Here is a 21,179-nt window from a genome sequence, read left to right on the forward strand (position 1 = left end):
CGCGAGACGGTGAACGTCGGTCGGGGGTGCTCCTCAGCTCTCGCGCCGCTCGGCGCCGGCCCGCAGCTCTCCACGGAGCGCCTGCGGGGCCCACCCCTCGCGCACCGCGCGGCGCACGATGTCGGCCTGCGAGGGCGGGGCGAGCCCCTCGACGGGCGGGTCGTTGTCGAGGTTGGTGGGGAAGGGGTAGCCCTCGGCACTGGCCGCGACGACCGCGTCCAGCCACTCCTCGCGCACGCCCTCGGCCTTCCGCCTGAGCAGCACCGGGAAGACCGCGTTGCTGACGGCCTCGCGGTCCACCGTCTCCATCGCCCGCCCGAACGCGGAGGACACCTGGAGCAGGTTGGCCATGCGCCGCACATCGGTGGTGCGGTTGGTGCCGGCCGCGTGGAACAGCGCAGGGTTGAAGAACGCGGCATCGCCCTTGGCGAGCGGGAGTTGGATGTGGTTGGCCTCGAAGTAGGCCTGGAATTCGGGGAGTCGCCACGCCAGATAGCCCGGCTCGTACTTCTGCGAGTGAGGCAGGTACATCGTCGGCCCCGACTCCACCGGCATGTCGCAGTGCGCGACGGCCCCTTGGAGGGTGAGCACGGGGGAGAGGCGGTGCACGTGCGCCGGGTAGCCGGCGGCGGTCTCGTTGCCGAGGAACCCGAGGTGGTAGTCGCGGTGCACGGTCTGGGCCGCGCCGCCCGGGTGGACCACGTTGATCTGCGAGGTGACCTGGTAGCCGGGGCCCAGCCAGGCCTCGGACACCAGGACCAGCATGTCGTTCGCGTAGTAGTCGGCGAACGCCTCCGGGTCGTAGAGCGCGGCCTTCTCCAGGGCGTTCCACACCCGGTCGTTGGCCCCCGGCTTCGCGAAGTGGTCACCGGCGCCCGCGCCGGAGGCGTGCTGCTCGGCGATCAGCGCCTCGAAGACCTCGGTCGTACGGTCCACCACCGACGCGTCCGGGAACGCGTCCCGCAGGACCACGATGCCGGGCCCCTCGGCGAACACCCGCACCAGCTCGGCCTGTACCTCGCGGCGCTCACCGGCCGCCACCGACTTGCGGAGCCGGGCGCTGTCGTAGACGAGGACGTTCCGCTCGGCCGAGGACGCGTACGGGAAATCACCGAGGTCGGTGGGCCGCTCGACGAGTGTGCGGAAGGCGTCGAGATCGCAGTCCTGCTCGGTGAGCCAGGCGGGGCGTTCTGCGGATGTGAAGGACATCGTCGTCCCCTCGGGTCACGTGGTGGTGCGGTCCTGTCATTCTTGTCAGTACAAACCCTTCGAACAACCGGCAGCGAGCCATCAAAAACCCCTCAAGGAGACGACCGGTGGGCCACCCCTTCCCGATCAGGGAAATCGCACGTCAGGCGGGCCTCAGCGAGGCCACCGTGGACCGGGTTCTGAACGGCAGGGGCGGTGTCCGCGAGAGCACCGTGCGTGAGGTCCGGCAGGCCATCGCGGATCTCGACCGGCAGCGCACCCAGGTCAGGCTGGTCGGCCGTACGTTCATGATCGACATCGTGATGCAGACACCGGAGCGGTTCTCCACCGCCGTACGGGTGGCGCTGGAGGCGGAGCTGCCCGATCTGCACCCGGCCGTGGTGCGCTCCCGCTTCCACTTCCGGGAGACCGCGCCGGTGAAGGAACTCGTCGCAACCCTGGACCGGATCGCCCGGCGCGGCTCGCAGGGCGTCATCCTCAAGGCACCGGACGTACCCGAGATCACCGCGGCCGTCGGCCGGCTCGTCGCCGCCGGTATCCCGGTCGTCACCCTGGTCACCGACCTGCCCGCGAGCGCCCGCCTCGCCTACGTCGGCATCGACAACCGGGCGGCGGGCGCCACCGCCGCCTATCTGATGGGCCAGTGGCTCGGCGACCGACCCGGCAATGTCCTCACCAGCCTGAGCAGCGGTTTCTTCCGCAACGAGGAGGAGCGCGAGATGGGCTTCCGCAGCACCATGCGCGCCCGCTACCCGGACCGGGCCCTCGTCGAGATCACCGAGGGCCACGGCCTGGACGCCACCCAGTACGAGCTGGTCCGGGCCGCCCTCAAGCGCGACCCGGACATCCGCGCGGTCTACTCGATCGGCGGCGGCAACATCGCGACCCTGCGCGCCTTCGCCGACCTGGGCCGCGAGTGCGCCGTGTTCGTCGCGCACGACCTCGACCACGACAACACCCGGCTGCTGCACGAGCGGCGGCTGTCGGCCGTCCTCCACCACGACCTGCGCCAGGACGTCCGCGAGGCCTGCCGGATCGTGATGCGCGCACACGACGCGCTGCCGCCCGCGGGCCCGGCCCTGCCGTCCGCGATCCAGGTCGTCACGCCCTACAACATGCCGGTGCCGGCGGCCCGTTGAGGATCAACAGAGATCATCAGAGGTTGATCGCGTACGCCTTGCGCAGCGTCTCGTGCACCGTCCACGTCGTACGGTCGCCCGCGCGCAGCACGGCCATGTCCCCGGGACCGACCTTCAGGGTCTCCCCGCCCTCGACCTCGATGGTGGCGGAGCCGCTGATCACGACGAACAGCTCGTCCGCCTCCGTATCGGTGACCACCCCCGGGGTGATCTGCCAGATCCCCCGGATCTGCCGCCCGTCCTCGGACTCCCACACCAACTTCCCGGTCACCTCGGGCGTACCGGAGACGATCTGCGCCGGGTCCAGCGGCTCGGGTTCGAGCTCGGCGTCGGGGATGCGGACAACGAAACTGTGCGTCATACCGCGACCCTAGCCCGCTCGTGCAAGGCCCGGTTGTGGACACTGTGTGGGACATCGGCCCAGGTGGGGGGACACTTCGTCGCGGGGTGGCGGCCCGGGTGGCGCCGGGTGATCGTGGAGGGCATGGCGCAGACCACGACGGCCGTCCCCGAACCGCACCGGCACTCGCACGAGACCCGGGAGAACATCCTCTTCGGAGGCGTCTACGGCGCCGTCCTCGCCTGCTCGATGGTCGCCGCGCTCACCCAGTACGGCCACACCTCCAAAGGCAGCCGCCGTTACGACGCCCTGTGGCTGCTGGTGACCGCGGGCGCCTCGGCGCTGGCCCACGGGTACGCGCACTACATCGCCGAGCGCGCCCCGCACCGCCGCTGGGACGCCCTGCGCACTCTGCGCGACGAGTGGCCGCTGGTCGCCGCCGCGCTGCCCACCGTGCTGCTGCTCGCCGGGGCGGGCTGGGGCTGGTGGCCCGCGAACGGCGTCGAGTACGCGGCCTTCGTCCTCAACATCGCGCTGCTGTTCGGCCTGGGCCTGGTCACGGCCCGCTGGTCGGCGCGGAGTTGGGTGGTCGCCGTGGCGATCGGGGCGGTGGACGCGCTGCTCGGGGTGGTAGTGGTCGTGGCGAACGCCCTGATCAAATAGGCGGGTTCAGGAGACGCCCTGGTAACCGCGCAGCTTCCGGTAAAGCGTCGCCCGACCGATGCCCAACGCGGCAGCCGCCCGCGCCTTGTTGCCGCCGTGCCGGCGCAACGCGGCCAGGATCGCGGTGCGTTCGGCGTGCTCCATCGGGCTGAGCCGCCGGGCCGCGGGGCCCTCCCGGACCGGGTCGGGGAGTTCGGCCCGCCGCACCGGACCGGTGACCCGCCGGTGTTCCGCCAACGCCCGTACGACATGGGCGAGTTCGGTCACGTTCCCGGGCCAGGGGTGCTCCTCCAGGGCCCGCAGCGCGTCCAGCGTCCAGCTGAGCGGCGGCTGTCCCGGGGCCGGCCGGGGAGCCAGGACCGGCAGCAACTCCCGTACGTCCTCCCGGCGTTCACGCAGCGCGGGCAGGGCGACCGACCGGGCGGCCAGGGTGTCCAGGAGGCGTTGGAAGCAGGGGCCCGGGGGAGTGCCGGGCGTGTAGGTGACCAGCAGATGCACGTCCGGGTGTTCGTCGAGCAGGGAGTTGAGGGCGGCGACATCGGGCTGGGCCAGCCGTTCGGCGTGCCGCAGGAGCAGTGGGCGCCCGTCGGCCAACTCGCTGTACTTCACGCCCAGTTCCGGCGACTCGGCGGCGTCGGCGACCAACGGCACGGTCTCACCGAGCAGTTCACGGGCCAGCGCGGTCTTGCCGGTGCCGCGCTCACCGGTCAGCAGCAGCGGCTCCGGGACCCGGGCCAGCTCCACCGCCCGCGCGACCGCGTGCCGCCAGGGCACCGAGCCGCCCGCGAGCGCCAGCGCGGGGCGCGGAACGGGACGCGGCACCTCGACGGCCCGCGCCTCGAGCACGGCGACGATCCCGAGAACGCGGCCTTCGTGCCGTACGGGAGTGATCGCGGCGGTGCAGCCGGCGTTGTCGGGGAGCGTCGCGTCGTACGGCTCCTGGCTCGTGCTCGCGCGTTCCAGGGCGGCCAGTACCTGGGGGGTGGCGAGGCGGACGGCGGCCTCGCTGATCAGGCGGTTGCGGCCGTCGAGGGCGACGACCGCGCCTCCGGGGGCGTCCGTGGCGCGGGTGTAGGCGTCGAGGAGCACCCGTTCGGCCGAACGGGAGCGGGCGAGGAGTTCCGCCTCCACCGCGACGGCCGCGGCCTCCGCGAGGGCGGCACCAGGGTGCGGGCCGCAGCCGGCGCACAGGCCGGACGCGACCGTCACCGTGCCGAGCGCCTGCCCGGTCTCCGGGGCGAACAGCGGCACGCTGACCGCGGACACGTCCTGCCACACGTCGAGGAAGTGCTCGGGCCCGTGCACCTCGGCCCGGCGCCGGGTGCGCAGGGCGAGAGCCGCGCTGTTGTGGCCCACCTCCCGCTCGGACAGATCACGGCACCGGTCGCCGCCGGGCACCTCGCCCGCCGTCCACACCACCCGCAGCCGCTCGTCGGTCAGGAGCAGCGCCGAGTGCCCGCCGAGGGCCGGCGCGATGCGCTCAAGCACCGGCCGCGCCGCCTCCAACAGGGCCGATTCGGCCGGCGGTCCGGGATCGTGGAGCGGACCGTCGAGGTCATGCCGTACGCCGAAGAAGCGGGCGCGCCGCCAGGCGGCGAGGACCTCGTCCGGGACGCCGTCGGGCAGCGGGCGGCCGGTCAGGAACCGCTCGCGCGCCTGGCGCAGCGGGGCGAGGGCGGGGGAGTGCTCCACGATGGTCATGACGCCTCACACCGTATCGGGCCCGTGACGGCGGCCGCCGCGGGGCTGTAACTGTCTCGTAATGAGACACCCGAGGGTGTTCCGCCCGCATGATGATCGTGAAGAGTCGGTGCCTTTCTCACCCCAGTCTCAACTTGCCTCACCCCCTGGAGCGTCCCGCCGTGCACGTTGTCGAGACCGACGTACTGATCGTGGGCAGCGGCCCGGCCGGCGCCGCCGCCGCGCTGGCGCTGAGCACCTACGGCGTGCCCCACATCGTCGTCACCCGCTACTCGCGCCTCACCAGGACGCCCCGCGCGCACATCACCAACCAGCGCACCATGGAGGTCCTGCGCGACCTCGGTGTCGAGGACGAGGTGCTGGCCAAGGCGACCCCGCAGAACCTGATGGGCAACACCACGTTCTGCACCAGCCTGGCCGGCGAGGAGCTGGGCCGGATCCGCTCCTGGGGCAACGACCCGCTCGTGCAGGCCGCGCACGACCTGGCCAGCCCGACCCGCATGTGCGACATGCCGCAGCACCTGATGGAGCCGGTGCTGATCGACGCGGCGCTCGCGCGCGGCTCGAACGTCCGCTTCAGCACGGTCTACAAGTCCTTCGAGCAGGACGAGGACGGCGTCACGGTCACCGTCGAGGACCGGCTGCGCGGCGACGAGTACCAGATCCGCGCCAAGTACCTCATCGGCGCCGACGGCGGCCGCTCCCAGGTCGCCGAGGACGCCGGACTGCCGATGGGCGGCCAGATGGGGGTCGCCGGCAGCATCAACATCGTCTTCGACGCGGACCTGACGAAGTACACCGCCCACCGGCCCTCCACCCTCTACTGGGTGCTCGCCCCGGGCGCCACCGTCGGCGGCATCGGCGCGGGCCTGGTGCGCTGTGTCAGCCCCTGGAACGAGTGGCTGATCGTGTGGGGCTACGACGTGAGCGCCGGCGCCCCCGACCTCACCGAGGAGTACGCGCTGTCCGTCGTACGGCAGTTGGTCGGCGACGACGACATCCCCGTGACCATCAAGTCGTCCTCCGCGTGGACGGTCAACGAGATGTACGCCGAGACCTACGTCAACGGCCGCGTCCTGTGCGCCGGGGACGCCGTGCACCGCCACCCGCCGTCCAACGGGCTCGGCTCCAACACCTCGATCCAGGACGCGTACAACCTGGCCTGGAAGCTCAAGCTGGTCCTCGACGGGACCGCCACGCCGAAGCTCCTCGACACCTACGACGCCGAACGCGCGCCCGTCGGCAAGCAGATCGTCACCCGCGCCAACAAGTCCATCGGCGAGACCGCCCCGATCTTCGAGGCGCTCGACGGACTCTCCCCGCAGACCCCCGAGCAGCTGTGGGCCAACATCGCCGCCCGCAAGGACGCCACCGAGGCCGCGGAGAAGCAACGGGCCGCGCTGCGCGAGGCGATCGCCTACAAGGTCTACGAGTTCAACGCGCACGGCGTCGACCTCAACCAGCGCTATCCCGCAGACGGCTCTGGCGCGATCGTCCCCGACGGCACCCCCGACCCCGGCTTCGACCGCGACCCCGAGCTGTACCACCAGCCCAGCTCCCGCCCGGGCGCCAAGCTCCCGCACGCCTGGATCACCTCAGGCACCCGCACCGTCTCGACCCTCGACACGGTCGGCAAGGGCCGCTTCACCCTCCTCACCGGCATCGGCGGCGAGACCTGGCTGCGCGCGGCCGAGGCGCAGCCCCTCGACATCGCCACGGTCGTCGTCGGCCCCGGCCAACAGTACGAGGACCCGTACGGCGACTGGGCCCGCCTCAGCGAGGTCTCCGACGCGGGCGCCCTGCTCGTCCGCCCCGACGGCTACGTCGCCTTCCGCCACGCCGACGCGGCCGAGAACGCCGAACAGTTGCTCACGGACGCGCTGCGCCGCATCCTCGGCCACGGCTGACACTTCGCACTGGTACAGCGAGTGAGCCGCAGGGGTGCGCCGGTGTCGAGAGGTCGAGCGCGCGGAGGCCCGAAGGGCTGAGCACGGTCGGGCTCTCGACACCGGCTGAAGCACCCCGTAGGCGAAAGAGCAATGAAAAGGGGAACCGCCATGACCACCCACGTCACCGTCACGGACGAGGCCGTCGCGAGTCTGCGGGACACCGCCGATCCGCGCCTGCGCGAACTGCTCTCGGGCCTGATCCGGCATCTGCACGCGTTCGCGCTGGAAACCCGCCTGACCCAGGCGGAGTGGGAGCGGGCGATCGGCTTTCTGACGGAGACCGGGCAGACCTGCACGGACACCCGGCAGGAGTTCATCCTCCTGTCGGACGTGCTCGGCCTCTCGATGCTGGTGGAGACCATCAACGGTGACCGTGAGGCCGGCGCCACCGAGTCGACGGTGCTCGGCCCCTTCCACATGACCGAGTCGCCGGTCCGTGAACTCGGCGCGAACATCGACCTGGTGGGCGGCGGCGAGCCCTGCGTGGTCAGCGGCCGGATCGTGTCGGGGGACGGCACCCCGCTCCCCGGCGCCCTCCTCGACGTGTGGCAGGCCGACGGCAACGGCTTCTACGACGTGCAGCAACCGGACGTCCAACCCCCGGGCAACGGACGGGGGTTGTTCACCACGGACGCCGAGGGCCGCTTCTGGTTCCGCACCTGTGTGCCGAGCCCGTACCCCATCCCCACGGACGGTCCGGTCGGCGACCTCCTCAGGGCGACCGGCCGCCACCCCTACCGCCCCGCCCACATCCACTTCATCGCCTCGGCCGAGGGCCACGCCCCCGTCACCACGCACATCTTCGTCGCGGGCAGCGACTACCTCGACTCCGATGCCGTCTTCGCCGTCAAGCAGAGCCTGGTCGAGGACTTCACCTCGACCGACGACCCGTCCCTGGCACGGGAGTTCGGCATCGAGAACCCCTTCAGGCGCGCGCAGTTCGACCTCGTACTGGAGCAGCGCTCGTGAAGGACTTCCTCGACTTCGCCTACGACGCCCAGCCCATGCGGGTCGTCTTCCGCCCCGGCGCCGCGCGGACCGCCACCGCCGGTGAGGCCGAACGGCTCGGACTGCGGCGGGTGTTGGTGCTCTCGGGTGCCCGTGGCGCCGACACCGCTCGGGCGGTCGCCGACTCGCTGGGCGACGCGTGTGCCGGGGTGCACGCCGAGGCGAAGATGCACGTCCCGGTCGAAGTAGCCGACCGCGCGGTCGAGTTGGCGCGCTCGCTGGGCGCCGACGGATGCGTAGCGGTCGGCGGCGGTTCGTCGATCGGTCTCGGCAAGGCCATCGCCCTGCGCACCGGCCTCCCGCTGATCGCCGTGCCCTCCACCTACTCCGGCTCGGAGATGACCCCGGTCTGGGGCCTCACCGAACGCGGCGCCAAACGCACCGGCCGCGACCCCGCCGTCCTGCCCCGCAGCGTCGTCTACGATCCGGAGCTGACCCTCGGACTCCCCGTCCCGCTCACGGTGACCAGCGGCATCAACGCCACCGCGCACGCCGTCGAGGCCCTGTACGCCCCGGACAGCTCACCCCTGATCGCGCTGATGGCGGAGGAGGGCGTACGGGCGATGGCGGGCGCGCTGCCCGAACTGGCCGCCGAACCACGGTCGTTGGAAGCCCGGGGCCGCGCCCTGTACGGGGCGTGGCTCTGCGGCTCCTGCCTCGGCGCCACCACCATGGGCCTGCACCACAAGCTCTGCCATGTCCTCGGCGGCACCTTCGGCCTCCCGCACGCGGAGACCCACACGGTGGTGCTGCCGTACGCGCTGGCGTACAACGCGCCCGCCGCACCGGAGGCCGCAGCCGCCGTGGCTCGTGCTCTGGACGCCTCGGTTGCCCCAACTGCCCTGTGGGAGCTGGCGGGACGGCTCGGCGCGCCGCGCTCGCTCGCCGAACTCGGACTGAAGGAGAGCGACTTGGCGACGGCCGCCGAGCAGGTGCTGAGCCAGGCCTACGCCAATCCCCGCCCTGTCACCGAGGACGGGGTGCTCGCGCTGCTGCGGGCGGCGTACGAGGGAACCGCCCCCGTGTAGTCAGTGGTTCGTGCGGACGCCGTCCAGCGCGATGGCCAGGACGCGGTCGCGCTGCGTGTCGTCCACGAACGTCGTCCCGGTGACCCCGGCCACCAGGCGCAGCAGATCACCGAAGTCCATGTCGGTGCGGGCCACGCCCGCCTTCTGCGCGCGCTCGAACAGCGGGCCGCCGGCCGAGAACATCGACTCGCGGCAGGTCCCGAAGATCTCCGAGTCGTTCTCCAGCGCCTGGCGCACCGCCTGCTTGGTCACCATGTAGCCCGAGAAACGGCTCAGCCACGACGTCAGCGCCTCCCACGGCTCCAGGCCGGCGACGTCCAGGGCGGCCTGGCACAGGGAGTTCACCTCGTCCGCGTAGACGCTCTCGAAGAGGGCCCGGCGGGTCGGGAAGTTGCGGTAGAGCGTGCCGATGCCGACGCCCGCGCGTCTCGCGACGTCCTCCAGCGAGGCCTCCGCACCGTGCTCCGCGAAGGCCTCACGGGCGGCGGCCAGCAGGGCGTCGTAGTTGCGGGCGGCGTCCTTACGGTGGGGGCGCTGGGCCGCGACGATCTCGCTGACGGGGAACGGCTGGGCCGTCACTGGTGCCTCCCGGGCGGATTGGGTTGAACCGGAGGGGTGCCTCCGTTATGGTGGAGGGGTACCTCCACTTTAGCAGTGGTGGGTGCGTACCGCCGTGCACGTGTGCGTGCGGACGCACTCCGCCTGCTTGTTTCGGAGAGGCTCTCCATGCCCCGCACATCCACCACCCGCCTCACCTTCGCGGTCCTCGCGACGGGAGCGGGCGTCTTCGCCATGCTGCAGTCGCTGATCGCGCCGGCCCTGCCGACCGTCCAGCACGCTCTGCACACCTCCCAGTCCACCGCGACCTGGGTGATGACGGCCTATCTGCTGTCCGCCTCGGTCTTCACCCCGATACTCGGCCGCGTCGGCGACCTGATCGGCAAGAAACGCACGCTCGTCGCCGTCCTGCTGGCCGTCCTGGCCGGCTGTCTCGTCGCCGCGCTCGCGCCCAACATCGGCGTACTGATCGTCGCCCGGGTCGTCCAGGGCATCGGCGGCGCGCTGTTCCCGCTCTCCTTCGGCATCATCCGCGACGAGTTTCACGCGTCCCAAGTCCCGGGCAGCATCAGCAACTTGTCCGCCGTGATCGCCGCGGGCGGCGGTGTCGGCATGGTGGCCGCAGGACCCATCGTGTCCGCGCTCGACTACCGCTGGCTGTTCTGGTTCCCCGTCGGCATCGTCGCCGTCACCACCCTCATCGCCCTGCGCTACGTCCCCGAGTCGCCGAGCCGCGCCGAGGGGAGCGTCAACTGGTCCGGCGCCGTACTCCTGTCGGGCTGGCTGGTGGCGCTGCTGCTCCCGCTCAGCCAGGCGAGTCGGTGGGGCTGGGGCTCCATCCGGGTCGTGGGCCTGTTCGCCGCGGCCGTCGTACTCTTCGCGGCCTGGCTGTACGCCGAGGCCCGCTCCCGCAGCCCGCTCATCGACCTCAAGGTGATGCGCCTGCCGTCCGTGTGGACCACCAACACCGCCGCGCTGCTCTTCGGCGCGGGCATGTACTCGATCTGGTCCTTCCTGCCCGGCTTCGTCCAGACCCCCGCGTCCGCCGGCTACGGCTTCGGCGCCAGCGTCACCGCGTCCGGACTCCTGATGCTGCCCATGCTGATCGCGATGTTCGTCTCCGGCGTGCTCAGCGGCCGACTGGAGCCCGTCGTCGGCGCCAAGGCGCTGCTCACCACCGGCGCCGCACTCGGCGCGGTCGCCTGCGGCATCCTCGCCCTCTGGCACGACCAGCAGTGGCAGATCGCCCTCGTCGCGGGCATCTTCGGCCTCGGCATCGGACTCGCCTTCGCCTCCATGGCCAACCTCATCGTCGGCAGCGTCCCGCCCGAGCAGACCGGCGCCGCGACCGGCATGAACGCCAACATCCGCACCATCGGCGGCTCCATCGGCGCCGCGGTGACCAGCGTCCTGGTCACCGGCCACCTCCAGGCATCCGGCCTGCCGTACGGCTCCGGGTACACCCACGGATTCGCGCTGCTGGCGGTGCTGCTCCTCGGCGCCGCGCTGGCCGCGCTCCTGGTGCCGGCACGGCGGGTCGGACGTGGCGGAGGAACGACCGTCGGCACCTCCGAGTCGTCGCTCGTGAAGGCGGAGGCAGAGGCCTCGGCGGTGGCTCCCGGCGCCCTGAACTGACCCGGACCGTGTGCCAGCATGAGCCGGTGATCGAACAGAGCGCGCGGCGCCCCGGCGCCGAACTCCTGGACGTCCGCCGGCTCAGGCTCGTCGAATCAGCCGCTCCTCGGCTCACCCCCGAGGAGCGGCTCGCCATGAACCGGGCCTGGGACGAACTGGTGCGCGCCAACCCGAGCTTCTTCGACGGGCCGGTCGTGGTGTGCGCCGGAGCGGAACGGGAGGGCCCGTACGGCCTGGTCGTGTCCTGGGTCAGAACGACGTACCGGCATTTCGCCCTGCGACGCGTCCCGGGCCACGCCTCGTCGATGCCGTCCCTCTTCGCCTCCGTCCTCCAACCCACCGACGACGGGCGGCTGTTGGTGGGGCGCATGTCGAACTCCACGGCGGCGCCGGGACGTTGGCAACTGCCGGGCGGATCCATCGAACCGCCGGACGGGGACGACCCCCTCGACCTCGCGGCCCTGCGCCGCCACGCCGCACGGGAGTTGGCAGAAGAGGCCGGCATCGACACCCCGCCCGAAGACCTCACCTACTGGAACGTCACCCGCGCCGGGAACGGCAGCATCGGCGTCCTGTTCCGCGCCCCGTCCCTCCCGGCGGCGCGACTGCGCGAACGGTTCGAGGACGTGGTGGCCGCGGAGACGGCACAGGGCCGTGAACCGGAACTGAACCGCATCGCCCTGATCCGCTCCACGGCCCAACTCCCGGACCTGGCGGGCCCGCACGCGGACTATCTGGAACCAATTGTCCGCCGCTACGCGGAGGGCGCCGGAACGGGTGTCTCGATATGAGACACCCGCAGGGGCGCCCAAGCCTTCAAGATCGGCAGAGCACGACTGCTGTGAAGAAAGGTGATCACCATGGCCCTCGCACTGCTCAGGCGCTGGCTGCCCCAAGGCGCCTCCGCCCCGGCGGCGGGCCTCTCGCTCCCCCTCCCGCCCGGCGCCGGCGGCCTCGGCCGTGAGATCGTCGACCCGATGGGCGCGCCCATGGCATCCGCCGAGGTCACGGTGACGGCCCTGGACTCGCACCGCGTCGCCGCCTCCGGTAGGACCGACCCGTACGGCTTCTTCCTCGCCGCCCTGCCGCCCGGGCGCTACAGCCTCCTCGTCTCGGCCCAGGGACTCCAGCCGCACCAGGAGACGGTGGAGATCGCCGCCGGGACCGCCGCGCCCACCGAGCGCGTGTGGCTCCAGCCCGGCCGCGCCCAGGAACTCCCGCCGCCCGGCACCTGGCTCTTCGACCCACCGCACACCGCGATCCGCTTCATCGCCAAACACGTCGGCATGGCCCATGTGCACGGCCGGTTCGAACGTTTCCGGGGCGGCATCCAGATCGCCCAGGAGGTGACCGACTCCGAGGTCCACGTCCGCATCGACGCGTCCAGCATCACCACCGGCAACACCACGCGCGACAACCATTTGCGCTCCGGTGACTTCCTCGACGTGGAGCGCTACCCGTACATCGACTTCACCAGCACCCGGTTCGCGTACCGCGGCGGCAGCAAGTGGACCCTGCAGGGTTCGCTCACGATGCACGGCGTCAGCCGCTCGGTGAGCCTGGACACCACCTACCTGGGCACCGTCAACGGCGGCTACGCGGAGGAACTCCGCTGCGCGGCCCTCGCCACGGCCGAACTGCACCGCGAGGACTACACGTTGAACTGGCGCAGCATGCTCGCCCGGGGCATCGCGGTCGTCGGCCCGACCGTCCAACTGGAGCTGGACATCCAGGCGATGTACCGCACCCACGACACCCCGACGCCGCCGAAGTGACCCGGCACATGCGGTAAGGTTTACCTGCGCGTTCACCCGACCGACCGGGTACGACGCGACCGGGACGTGGCGCAGCTTGGTAGCGCACTTGACTGGGGGTCAAGGGGTCGCAGGTTCAAATCCTGTCGTCCCGACGGTGCGAAGGGTCTTCGCAGGCGAGAGTCTGCGGGGGCCCTTTTCGTATGGGTCGTTGTCGGTCTTCGGGGTTGAGCATGCCGCTCGTCGGTGCCTTTGCTCGGAGGCCGGCGAAAATGCCGTTGCTGGACCTGGACAAGATCACTGTGGGTCTGTCGAAGGCCTGGTCGGGGTTTCTGCGGGACTGGGACCGCTCGTTGCGGTCGGGGAACTATCCGGAGACCACCTGCTACGACTATCTGCTGGCGGCTGCCCGGTTGGGCCGCTACCTGGGGGAGTATTCGCCGGACCCGGAGGCCGACGACGCGGCCGAGGATCCGACCGACGTGAGCCGCGCGCACATTGAGGCGTTCCAGGCGTGGTTGATCGAGACGCGGTCGGCGTCGACGGCGCTGAACAAGCACAAGGCGCTGCAGCAGTTCTTCAAGTGGCTGATGCTGGACGAGGGCGAGATCGACCGGTCGCCGGTGGAGCGGGTCAGGCAGCCGAAGATGCCGCAGACACTGATCCCCGTCATCCGTGGCGAGGAGACGACGAAGGTCCTCGGCACGTGCAAGGGCAGGGAGTTCGCCCAGTTGCGGGATGAGGCGATCATCCGCCTGTACTGCAACACCGGAGCCCGTCTGTCCGAGGTCGGCAACCTCCTGCTCGACGACGTCGACATGAACACCGAGTCGGTGCACTTCCACGGCAAGGGCAGCAAGGACCGGCGTGTACGTTTCGGGCCGAGGACCGCGCGGGCTGTCAGCCGTTACCTGCGGGCCCGTGCCAAGCACAAGGCGGCTGGCCTGCCGGACTTGTGGCTGGCCGAGCGCGGGATGCGCCCGCTCGCCCCCAACGGCATCAAGATCATGCTCAAGCGGCGGGGCCTTGAGGCCGGACTGGTCAAGCTGCACGCGCACCGGCGGCGGCACACCTTCGCCCATGAGTGGAAGCGCGCCGGCGGCGACACCGGCGACCTGATGCTGCTGCTCGGCTGGACGTCACAGGAGATGCCCCGCCGCTACGGCGCCAGCGCCGCCGCCGAACGCGCCCAGGAAACCCACCAGCGGATCGGGGTCGGTGATCGTGTCTGAACCCGGAGGGCTCCCCGCGCGGCAAGGCGGCGGGCGCGAGCAGCAGGCGGCCTTCCGAGCTGTTACCACGATCACGGGGGTAGTGGTGGGTCTTGCCTTCCTGTTCGGCTTCGGCAACGTCTGGACGCTGGCCTTGCGGCTGGGCGTGTCGGGATGGGTGGCCCCGCTCGTGGCACCCGCCGTGGACCTTTCGGTCCTGGCGCTGCTGTTGGCGATCCGGTATCTCGCCCTCTACGGTGCCCCCGAGGCTGCGTTGCGCCCGGCCCGCAGGCTGCTGCTTCTGGCCAGTCTGCTCACCCTCGCCCTCAATGTCACCGAACCGCTGCTCGCGGATGCGTACGGGCGGGCGGCTTTCGACGCCGTGGGCCCGCTGCTGCTGATCGGTTGGGCCGAGGTCGGCCCCGGCCTGCTACAGGCCATCAGCGGTATCCGTGCCGTCGCCGACGATGCGCCGACATCGCCGCGCAGCAGCTCTGACTCCACCGGAGGGCGACTGCACGGCGAGCCGGCGGCCGAACCCGGCACCTGGGAGTGCGACGACGTCGATGGTCTTCTAGACCGGGCTCGGGCGGAAGACGCCCGGCACTGGCAGATTCACCGGCGGCCGATTTCTGCGGAAACACTCCGCAAGTGCCTGCACATCGGCGCCGCACGGTCCCGCTCACTGGTCGCTGTCCTGCGCGAGGAGGGCAGAGTTCCGGAGTCCAGCAGTGGGCTGCGGGTTGTACCTCGCTAAGAGCGCCGCAAATTCGTGCGGAGCTTGGGCGGCGAAAGATGGTGCTGGCGGGTTGGTTCTCCCAGGCTCGTGCGCCTTCCCGAGCCGCTTAGCAATTCCTTAGTAGCTGTTGACCTGCAAATTTAAGATGGATCTAGGGATTGTCGACACCGCACGGACCGACGTGGGACTGGTGTTGAGGGGCTGTACTACCAGTAGGTTCTTGGTCTGCCGGTGGTACACGAGCTACAGGTCGCTGACCAGCGTAAATCGTGAGTCTCCGTGCTTACTGACCTTCAAAGCGTGGTGTCGTGAGGGCTGACAGCTGGTGATCCCGGCGGTATGCCGTCTTCATGAGGTACGCGCAGGGTGGCGGGCTGACCGCCGAGCGTCGGGCGTTTCGGGAGCGGCTTCGGGCAGAAGCGGCTGAGCGATTCTCGCGAGGTGAGGACACTGCCGTTGTCGCTCATGACCTGCGGGTCACTGTCCGCTCGGTGCAGCGCTGGCGCAGAGCGTGGGCCGAGGGTGGGACGCGGGCTCTTGCGTCGAAGGGACCGGCGTCCCTGCCGCTGCTGAGCGATGAGCTGTTCGCGGTCCTGGAGCGGGAGTTGGACAAGGGCCCCCTCGCACACGGCTGGCCCGACCAGACCTGGACTCTGGCACGGATCAAGACCCTGATCGGGCGACGGTTCCACAGGAGCTACACGATCCAGGGCGTCGCGGCTCTGCTCAAACGGCACGGCTGGACCTGCCAGATCCCCGCCCGCCGAGCTGTCGAGCGTGACGAGGCGGCGGTGGCCGGCTGGGTGAAGGAGACCTGGCCGCGCGTGGAATGACCGTGGCGGCGCTCGACGCCTGGCTCGTCTTCGAGGACGAGGCCGGGTTCTCGATGACGCCGCCGACCGCCCACACCTGGTCCCGCCGCGGCCGCACTCCCGTCGTGCGCGTACGGGGCCGCTCCCGCCGACGATTATCCGTCGCCGCCCTGGCCTGCTACAAACCCGGCGAACGCTCCCGGCTGATCTACCGGCCCTGCCCGGACGCCCGCCCCGACGGACGCAAAAGCTTCTCCTGGAAGGACTACCGCGACCTGATCCAGACCGCACACCAGCAACTCGACGGCCCGATCGTGCTGGTCTGGGACAACCTCAACACCCACCTGACGGCCGGGATGCGCCACTACATCGCCGAACGGGACTGGCTCACCGTCTACCAACTCCCGCCCTACGCACCCGATCTCAACCCGGTCGAGGGCATCTGGTCGGTACTGCGGCGCACCACCACAGCCAACCGCGCCTTCGCCGACCCGCACGACCTGATCACCGCCGTCCGGCGCGGCTTACGCCAGCTCCAATACCGCCACGACGTCCTCGACGGCTGCCTCACCGGCACCGGACTGGCACCCGCCTCACCATGACGACATCGCGCATTCAAGGTCAGTAGAGCGGTTTGTTGGCCCGGGAATGGTCCGGATCTTGGTCGTGAGCGATTCATTGGCCTCGGTGGGGCTCGCTTGTGTAGGCAGCTTGTTGGGAGTCTGGGCAGCGGAGGCCGATCGCTGACGTGGGACCCGTCAGGAAGACCAGGGATTCGCCCGTCGCCGATGGGGTGCCGACGGGCGCAGCAGGCCGCAAAAGGGGCACCGGTTGGGACGTTCGCGATGGTGGTCGGTCGGGGCGAGTCGTAGAAGCAGTTCGGTCCGGGAGCTTGATCCCCCGATCCCGGGTGCACTTCGTCGTGAAGTTGTTTACCGTGCGGGCCTGACCTGCGGAAACGTGGTCAGTTATGGCTCTGAACTGTGTAGATCAATCTTTCAGGACCGTACATCGAGAGTGCGGCACTGGAGGGCGAAATCGCAGTTTCCGGCCGCCTGGCGGCCCTTGAACTGCGCGATCAGCACACCAGGGATCGGCTCAGTGGGCCCGAGCGCAGGTGGCGGCCCCGGGGTTCGGCGTCCGTCAGTCGGCCGGACGCGATGACGGGACGGCCGCCCACCACGACCGTCTCCGGCCAGCCGGTGACGGTCATGCCCTCGTACGGCGTGTAGTCCGTGGCCATGTGCAGGCCGTTGCTGTGGACGGTGCGGGTGGCGGTGGGGTTCCAGATCGCCAGGTCTGCGTCCGCGCCGGGTGCGATGACTCCCTTGCGGGGGTAGAGGCCGTTGAGTCTGGCCGGGTTGGCGCACATCAACTCGACGAAGCGGCCCATCGGCAGGCCGCCCTTGACCACCAGCTCGCTGAAGATCACCGGCATGCGGGTCTCGACTCCCGGCAGGCCGTTGGGCATTGCCCGGACGTCGTGGCTCACCGACTCCTTCTGGGCGGTGTCGTAGCAGCAGTGGTCGCTGCCGATCGTCGCGACCTGGCCCATGAGGAGCCGTGAGCGCAGTCCGGCGACCGTGCCGGCGTCCCGCAACGGCGGGCAGCACACGAAGCGTTCGGGGTGCGGACCCGCGTACGCCGTGTCGTCCAGGACGAGATGGTGGGCGACGGTCTCGGTGAAGGCGCGCACCCCTCTGCCACGGGCGCGGGCCACCAGGTCGACCGCCTCGGGTGTCGACTGGTGGACGAAGTACACCGGTGCCGACACCGACTCGGCGATGGCGAGGATCTCGGCTACGGAGGCGTTCTCGGCCAACTCCGGCCGTGTACCGGCGTGATGGCCCGCGCTGATGGCCCCGGCGGCCTCGCCGCGCTCCTGCGTGTCCGCGATGATGTGGTCGGCCTCGCAGTGGATGACCACCATGCCGCCCAGGTCCCGCAGCGTGGTCATCACGTTGAGGATGGTCTTCTCGTCGGCCATGGTCTCGCCGCGGTAGGTGGTGAACATCTTCACCGTGACGATGCCGTCGGAGGCCATTGACCGCAGCTGTTCCGGCACGGTGTCGTCCCACTCGACCACGCACCCGTGCAGCGCGCTGTCGCACAACCCCTGTGCCGCCTTGGCGCGTTGGGCCGCGGCGACGTCGGCCGGGTTCTCGCCGGGGCGCGGGATGGCGAAGTCCACGATCGTGGTCGTACCGCCGAAGACGGCCGCCGTGGTGGCCTGGCGGTAGTCGTCGAGGGAGGTGAAGTCCCCCGAGGTGAAGCCGACATGGCAGTGCGGGTCCACACCGCCGGGCAGCACGAGGCGTCCGGAGGCGTCGATCTCGGTGGTGCCGGGGGCTTGTACGGCACGGTATGCGCCCGGCTCCACCACTCCGAGCACCTTGCCGCCGCCCACCAGAACGTCGGCGGTGCCCTGCCAGTCGGCGTTGACCACGGTGCCGCCTCGCACGACGAGGTCGATCGGTTCGGAAGGGGACATGGCGAGCCTCCAATAGCGGGACGAGGGGTCAGAGCGTGGCGAGGTAGGCGTGCCAGCCGCCGTGGGCGGTGATGTCGACGACGCCGGGGGCCGTCAGCGCGGAGGCGCGCATCCGCATCGAGAAGGAGCCCGAGCCGTCGGCCAGCGCGATCACGCCCAGTTCGAGTTCTTCGGGCTCCTCGGGGAGGAGTCGCTCGCGCAGCACTTCGTAACTGACCTCGTACACCTCGCCGTTGATCGACGCGCCGCCCTCCGTGACCGGGTGCAGGCCGGGGAACTCGTCGCGTACGGAGAAGAAGCGGTACGCGGGTGCCGTGCGGGCGGGGCCGAGCAGACGGGCCTCGCTCAGCGCGTGGTTGAGGGTGCCTCCGGACATCGCCTGGCCGTTGACGAACATCTTCAGAGTGGTCATGGTGCGGTGACCTTTCGAGGTGCGGGAATGGTGGCGTGGTGCAGCAGGCGGCCGGGGCCCAGGTCGTCCACCGGGTCGGCCGGCGGTTCCCCGGAGATCTGGCGGGCCAGCGTGTCGCCCCACACCGGGGCGAGGGTGAAGGCGTAGGTGCCGCCCGCGACGAAGAATCCCGGGTGGCCGGGGACTTCACCGATCACCGGCATCTCGTCCGGGGTCGCGGCCAGCGGTCCGGCCCACATGCGCAGCAGCCGCAGGTCGCCGAGGAAGGGCAGGATGCGCCCGGCCTGGGCGAGGTTGCCGGCCATGCTGGGCACGCTGACGGTGCTGCGGCCTTCCATGTCGAGCCTCGCCGCGGGCCAGCCGCCGCCGATCAGCAGGTTGCCGGCGCTGACCTGCTTGACGGACATGCCCTCGCCGATGTGCTGGACCAGGTGGTGCATGACCGGCGGGACCCGCACGGTCACGTGCATCTGGATCGCGACCGGGGACATCTGGATTCCCACCCCGGCGAGTGCAGAGATCTCGGTGATCCACGGTCCGGCCACGTTGACGACCACGGGTGCCGTCCAACTCCGGTCGCCCGACTGCACCTTGTAGTCGTCGCCGATCCGCTGGATGCCGGTCACCGGTGTGAAGGCGTGCAGTTCGGCGCCGAGGCGGCGGGCTGTGGCCAGATAGGCGGGGGTGATCAGGAGGGGGTTGGCGTAGCCGTCGAGCAAGCACCAACTGGCGGCGCACACACGGTCGGAGAGCAACGGCAGCTGTTTGCGGGCCTCGTCGCCGGTGAGCACCTCGGTGGGGATTCCTGCCCGCCGCTCCCACTCGTGCTTCTCCCGCAACTCCTCTTCCTGGGCGGCGGTTTCGGCGACCATGAAGCCGCCGCCGCGCCGCAACTCCACGTCCGCGCCGAGCCGTTCCTCGATCTGCGACCAGTGATCCGACGCCCGGCGTTGCAGCGGCAGCAGGCGGGCGCTGTCGACCGGGACCTCCTGGCCGGGACGGCGGGTGTGGATGGCCTGGATGTGGAGGTTGCCCGCAGTGGTACCGGAGCCCTCGCGGTTGGGCGCGCCGCGCTCCAACACCACGACTCGGTAACCGCGTTCGGCGAGATGGAAGGCGGCACTGGCGCCGAGGATGCCTGCGCCGATGACGACGACGTCGGGCTGGTTCACGGGACGTCCTGCCCTTCGACCGTCGCGGCCATGGGCAGCGGCCGTATCGGCATCCGGGCCGCGAAGCACTCCGCCACACCGTCGCCCCGCCCGGCCAACGCCGCGACGATGTGGCCGCATTCGCGTCCCTGGCAGGGGCCCATGCCGGCGCGGGTGGCGGCCTTGGCGCCGTGCAGGTCGTTCCAGCCGGTCGCGGCGGCCTGTCGGATCTCGCCCGCGCTGACGCCCTCGCAGCGGCAGACCTGGGTGGTGTCGGGGATGTCGGCCGTGTCCGGCAACGGGTAGAGGCGGTCGGCCAGTTCGGCGAAACGGTCCAGGGCGCGGGCTCGGCGGCGGAGGCCGGCCACCCGCGCGGGGGCGCGTTCGGGTGCCAGGCGGCGCAGGATCGCATGGGCGGCGAGCTGTCCTCGTACGCCCGCCGCGTGCACCCCGGCGATACCGGCGCAGTCCCCGGCGACGTACAAGCCGTCCACCGAGGTCGCGCCGTCCGCGTCCACGACCGGGAGTTGCTCCGTGCCCGTCGGGTCCGCCTTGGTGTCGCAGCCGAGCAGCCGGGGGAGTTCGGTGCTGGGGCGGAAGCCGAAGCCGACGCACAGCGCGTCGGTCTCCAACTGCCTTACGCTGCCGTCCTCGTGGCTGATGTCCACGGCGGTGACCCGGGTGTCGCCGTGCGCGGCCAGCACACGGGAGCCCTGTTCGACGCGGACGCCGTGCCGGGCGAGGGTGAGCAGATAGCGGGCCGCCTCCGCGAGCCGGGCGGGCTGGCGCAGCGCGCCGCCGATCGAGGAAACCCCGGGCCGGTACGGGTGGTTCAGCTCGACCAGGGCCTCGATGCGGGCGCCCACGTCCAGCAGCGCGCAGGCGACCGGGAGCAGGAACGGGCCGGTCCCGGCGAGCACCACCCGTTGGCCCACGGGAACCCGGTCCATGGTGGCCAGGTGCAGGGCGAACCCGGGGGTGACCACGCCCGGCAGTGTCCAGCCGGGGAAGGGCAGGGAGCGTTCGTACGCGCCGGTGGCGGCAAGCGTGGCCCGGGTGTTGATGCGGCCGAGAGCGCCCGTGCGGACGTCGGAGGTGAAGAGGGTGCGGCCCGCGTCCTCGGCGCCCCAGACCAGGGTGCCGGTACGGCAGTCGACGCCGGACTCCCGTACCTGACGGATCAGTTCGGTGCCGCGCGGGCGGAAGTCGCCGAAGGCGGCGGCCAGTTGCTCGGCCCGGCGCTTGTAGTACTGACCTCCCAGGGTGTCGGACTCGTCGAGCAGTACGCCGCTCAGACCGCCCCGGGCCAAGGCCAGCGCCGCATGCAGTCCCGCGGGACCGCCGCCGACCACCGCGACGTCCGCCTCCGACTCGGTCAT

General features: G+C 71.0%; 20 protein-coding genes and 1 tRNA gene. 13 read left to right on the forward strand and 8 right to left on the reverse strand.

Annotated elements, in window-relative coordinates:
- Positions 1-33: 33 nt before the first annotated feature.
- A complete protein-coding gene (locus tag OH768_RS45415; protein ID WP_406462657.1) occupies positions 34-1,209 on the reverse strand; it encodes a phytanoyl-CoA dioxygenase family protein in 1,176 nt (391 codons plus the stop codon).
- A 107-nt stretch (positions 1,210-1,316) separates the two neighbouring features.
- On the opposite strand from OH768_RS45415, the gene OH768_RS45420 reads away from it, so the two are divergent.
- The gene (locus OH768_RS45420) at positions 1,317-2,348 is read left to right on the forward strand and encodes a LacI family DNA-binding transcriptional regulator (RefSeq protein WP_406462658.1); all 1,032 of its coding nucleotides are present in this window, start codon (positions 1,317-1,319) and stop codon (positions 2,346-2,348) included.
- A gap of 16 nt (positions 2,349-2,364) precedes the next feature.
- On the opposite strand, the gene OH768_RS45425 is transcribed toward OH768_RS45420, so the two are convergent.
- Entirely contained in the window at positions 2,365-2,709 is a 345-nt protein-coding gene (locus OH768_RS45425; RefSeq protein WP_406462660.1) for a cupin domain-containing protein, read from the reverse strand.
- A 123-nt stretch (positions 2,710-2,832) separates the two neighbouring features.
- Between OH768_RS45425 and OH768_RS45430 the strand changes: the two genes are divergently transcribed.
- Positions 2,833-3,351 carry a hypothetical protein gene (locus OH768_RS45430; protein WP_406462662.1) on the forward strand — a complete coding sequence of 173 codons (519 nt, stop codon included), beginning with the start codon at positions 2,833-2,835 and terminating at the stop codon, positions 3,349-3,351.
- A 6-nt stretch (positions 3,352-3,357) separates the two neighbouring features.
- Here the strand turns inward: OH768_RS45430 and OH768_RS45435 are convergent, their stop codons facing one another.
- Positions 3,358-5,052, reverse strand: a complete 1,695-nt coding sequence (locus OH768_RS45435; RefSeq protein ID WP_406462663.1) for a sigma-54-dependent Fis family transcriptional regulator — start codon at positions 5,050-5,052, stop codon at positions 3,358-3,360.
- A 161-nt stretch (positions 5,053-5,213) separates the two neighbouring features.
- On the opposite strand from OH768_RS45435, the gene OH768_RS45440 reads away from it, so the two are divergent.
- From OH768_RS45440 to OH768_RS45450, 3 genes are all read left to right on the forward strand, one after another.
- On the forward strand, positions 5,214-6,959 hold the full coding sequence (locus OH768_RS45440) for an FAD-dependent oxidoreductase (protein WP_406462665.1): 1,746 nt from the start codon (positions 5,214-5,216) through the stop codon (positions 6,957-6,959).
- Positions 6,960-7,109: 150 nt separating this feature from the next.
- Entirely contained in the window at positions 7,110-7,970 is an 861-nt protein-coding gene (locus tag OH768_RS45445; RefSeq protein WP_406462667.1) for an intradiol ring-cleavage dioxygenase, read from the forward strand.
- The gene (locus OH768_RS45450; RefSeq protein WP_406462668.1) at positions 7,967-9,037 is read left to right on the forward strand and encodes a maleylacetate reductase; all 1,071 of its coding nucleotides are present in this window, start codon (positions 7,967-7,969) and stop codon (positions 9,035-9,037) included. Before OH768_RS45445 ends, OH768_RS45450 begins: the two co-directional genes overlap by 4 nt.
- On the opposite strand, the gene OH768_RS45455 is transcribed toward OH768_RS45450, so the two are convergent.
- Positions 9,038-9,616 carry a helix-turn-helix domain-containing protein gene (locus tag OH768_RS45455; protein WP_359616644.1) on the reverse strand — a complete coding sequence of 193 codons (579 nt, stop codon included), beginning with the start codon at positions 9,614-9,616 and terminating at the stop codon, positions 9,038-9,040.
- Positions 9,617-9,763: 147 nt separating this feature from the next.
- Here OH768_RS45455 and OH768_RS45460 point away from each other — a divergent pair, with 147 nt between their 5' ends.
- The 8 genes from OH768_RS45460 to OH768_RS45495 all read left to right on the forward strand — a co-directional run bounded on the left by OH768_RS45460 (position 9,764) and on the right by OH768_RS45495 (position 16,348).
- Positions 9,764-11,230 (forward strand): MFS transporter, encoded by a 1,467-nt coding sequence (locus OH768_RS45460; protein ID WP_406462671.1) that lies wholly within the window; start codon positions 9,764-9,766, stop codon positions 11,228-11,230.
- Between the two features lie 26 nt (positions 11,231-11,256).
- Complete coding sequence (locus OH768_RS45465; protein ID WP_406462673.1) at positions 11,257-12,021, forward strand: NUDIX hydrolase; 765 nt, start codon at positions 11,257-11,259, stop codon at positions 12,019-12,021.
- A gap of 69 nt (positions 12,022-12,090) precedes the next feature.
- Complete coding sequence (locus tag OH768_RS45470) at positions 12,091-13,005, forward strand: YceI family protein (RefSeq protein WP_406462674.1); 915 nt, start codon at positions 12,091-12,093, stop codon at positions 13,003-13,005.
- 60 nt (positions 13,006-13,065) lie between these two features.
- A tRNA-Pro gene (locus OH768_RS45475) sits at positions 13,066-13,139 on the forward strand.
- A 117-nt stretch (positions 13,140-13,256) separates the two neighbouring features.
- The gene (locus tag OH768_RS45480; RefSeq protein ID WP_406462675.1) at positions 13,257-14,216 is read left to right on the forward strand and encodes a tyrosine-type recombinase/integrase; all 960 of its coding nucleotides are present in this window, start codon (positions 13,257-13,259) and stop codon (positions 14,214-14,216) included.
- 85 nt (positions 14,217-14,301) lie between these two features.
- Positions 14,302-14,952 carry a SpdA protein gene (locus tag OH768_RS45485; RefSeq protein WP_406462676.1) on the forward strand — a complete coding sequence of 217 codons (651 nt, stop codon included), beginning with the start codon at positions 14,302-14,304 and terminating at the stop codon, positions 14,950-14,952.
- Between the two features lie 332 nt (positions 14,953-15,284).
- Entirely contained in the window at positions 15,285-15,767 is a 483-nt protein-coding gene (locus tag OH768_RS45490; protein WP_406450339.1) for a winged helix-turn-helix domain-containing protein, read from the forward strand.
- Between the two features lie 53 nt (positions 15,768-15,820).
- Positions 15,821-16,348, forward strand: coding sequence for a transposase (locus OH768_RS45495; RefSeq protein WP_406465702.1), 528 nt, complete (start codon positions 15,821-15,823; stop codon positions 16,346-16,348).
- Between the two features lie 476 nt (positions 16,349-16,824).
- On the opposite strand, the gene hydA is transcribed toward OH768_RS45495, so the two are convergent.
- From hydA to OH768_RS45515, 4 genes are read right to left on the reverse strand one after another with little or no spacing between them, the layout of a single operon-like run.
- Entirely contained in the window at positions 16,825-18,237 is a 1,413-nt protein-coding gene (gene hydA, locus OH768_RS45500; RefSeq protein ID WP_406462678.1) for a dihydropyrimidinase, read from the reverse strand.
- A gap of 28 nt (positions 18,238-18,265) precedes the next feature.
- Positions 18,266-18,649, reverse strand: coding sequence for a gamma-glutamylcyclotransferase (locus OH768_RS45505; RefSeq protein ID WP_406462679.1), 384 nt, complete (start codon positions 18,647-18,649; stop codon positions 18,266-18,268).
- Positions 18,646-19,821, reverse strand: a complete 1,176-nt coding sequence (locus OH768_RS45510) for an NAD(P)/FAD-dependent oxidoreductase (RefSeq protein ID WP_406462681.1) — start codon at positions 19,819-19,821, stop codon at positions 18,646-18,648. The genes OH768_RS45505 and OH768_RS45510 overlap by 4 nt, the downstream gene beginning before the upstream one ends.
- The gene (locus OH768_RS45515; RefSeq protein WP_406462682.1) at positions 19,818-21,179 is read right to left on the reverse strand and encodes an FAD-dependent oxidoreductase; all 1,362 of its coding nucleotides are present in this window, start codon (positions 21,177-21,179) and stop codon (positions 19,818-19,820) included. Before OH768_RS45515 ends, OH768_RS45510 begins: the two co-directional genes overlap by 4 nt.

This window comes from Streptomyces sp. NBC_01622, from assembly GCF_045209635.1.
In the GTDB taxonomy this organism is placed as follows: Bacteria; Actinomycetota; Actinomycetes; order Streptomycetales; family Streptomycetaceae; genus Streptomyces.

Coding starts and splice junctions, on each gene's coding strand:
- OH768_RS45415 (WP_406462657.1), bottom strand. CDS start 1,209: ATGTCCTTCACATCCGCAGAACGCCCCGCCTGGCTCACCGAGCAGGAC.
- OH768_RS45425 (WP_406462660.1), bottom strand. CDS start 2,709: ATGACGCACAGTTTCGTTGTCCGCATCCCCGACGCCGAGCTCGAACCC.
- OH768_RS45430 (WP_406462662.1), top strand. CDS start 2,833: ATGGCGCAGACCACGACGGCCGTCCCCGAACCGCACCGGCACTCGCAC.
- OH768_RS45435 (WP_406462663.1), bottom strand. CDS start 5,052: ATGACCATCGTGGAGCACTCCCCCGCCCTCGCCCCGCTGCGCCAGGCG.
- OH768_RS45445 (WP_406462667.1), top strand. CDS start 7,110: ATGACCACCCACGTCACCGTCACGGACGAGGCCGTCGCGAGTCTGCGG.
- OH768_RS45460 (WP_406462671.1), top strand. CDS start 9,764: ATGCCCCGCACATCCACCACCCGCCTCACCTTCGCGGTCCTCGCGACG.
- OH768_RS45470 (WP_406462674.1), top strand. CDS start 12,091: ATGGCCCTCGCACTGCTCAGGCGCTGGCTGCCCCAAGGCGCCTCCGCC.
- OH768_RS45480 (WP_406462675.1), top strand. CDS start 13,257: ATGCCGTTGCTGGACCTGGACAAGATCACTGTGGGTCTGTCGAAGGCC.
- OH768_RS45490 (WP_406450339.1), top strand. CDS start 15,285: ATGAGGTACGCGCAGGGTGGCGGGCTGACCGCCGAGCGTCGGGCGTTT.
- OH768_RS45495 (WP_406465702.1), top strand. CDS start 15,821: ATGACGCCGCCGACCGCCCACACCTGGTCCCGCCGCGGCCGCACTCCC.
- hydA (WP_406462678.1), bottom strand. CDS start 18,237: ATGTCCCCTTCCGAACCGATCGACCTCGTCGTGCGAGGCGGCACCGTG.
- OH768_RS45505 (WP_406462679.1), bottom strand. CDS start 18,649: ATGACCACTCTGAAGATGTTCGTCAACGGCCAGGCGATGTCCGGAGGC.
- OH768_RS45515 (WP_406462682.1), bottom strand. CDS start 21,179: ATGACCGAGTCGGAGGCGGACGTCGCGGTGGTCGGCGGCGGTCCCGCG.